The organism is Flavobacterium sp. CSZ, assembly GCF_015350725.1.
GTDB lineage: Bacteria > Bacteroidota > Bacteroidia > Flavobacteriales > Flavobacteriaceae > Flavobacterium.
In genome coordinates this window covers 1-589 of record NZ_JADKPQ010000066.1, presented here as the reverse complement: position 1 = coordinate 589, position 589 = coordinate 1, and the positions used below count along the sequence as shown (strand labels likewise).

General features: G+C 35.8%; 1 protein-coding gene. It reads left to right on the top strand.

The annotated features are described in order from the left end of the window. Positions 1-83: 83 nt before the first annotated feature. Positions 84-521, top strand: a complete 438-nt coding sequence (tnpA, locus tag IRZ78_RS26015) for an IS200/IS605 family transposase (RefSeq protein WP_194620508.1) — start codon at positions 84-86, stop codon at positions 519-521. Positions 522-589 lie beyond the last annotated feature (68 nt).

Sequence of the window (589 nt, the reverse complement as noted above, 5' to 3'; positions counted from 1 at the left end):
TTTATTGGTCTCAGATTCGGGTTTAAAACCCTGCAATTTATTGCAGTACTTTAGTAATGCGAAAAAATCTTTATCTTTAGATTATGAGTACAGATATAAGAAAAGGTTCGCATACAGTAAGCAGATTAACCTGTCATGTTGTTTGGGTTACCAAGTATAGATTTAAAGTTTTGAAAGGCGATGTTCAAAAGCGTTGTCGTGAACTTTTAATACAAATATGTGAAGCAGAAGGTATTGAGATTTTAAAAGGAGTTGTGAGTTCAGATCATGTGCATATGCATATCGAATATGCGCCAAAGCAGAATGTCAGCACAATTTTGAAAAGTTTAAAAGGAAGAACATCACGAAAGTTGCAAATGGAATTTCCAGAACTTCAAGCCCGCTATTGGGGTCAGCATTTTTGGGCAAGTGGCTATGGAGTTTGGAGCACAGGAAATATTACCGATGAAATGGTAAATGATTATCTAGAACATCACAGAAGAAAAGAAGGAGATGATAATTCAAATTTCATTCTTGAATGAAATAGAAAGAGGGACTTTCAGTCCCTCGTAAAACAAACCTCTGCACTTTCAGTGCAGAGTGGTTTAGT

Bases quoted from the DNA above. Each gene is read 5' to 3' on its own strand.
- tnpA (WP_194620508.1), top strand. From the start codon at position 84: ATGAGTACAGATATAAGAAAAGGTTCGCATACAGTAAGCAGATTAACC.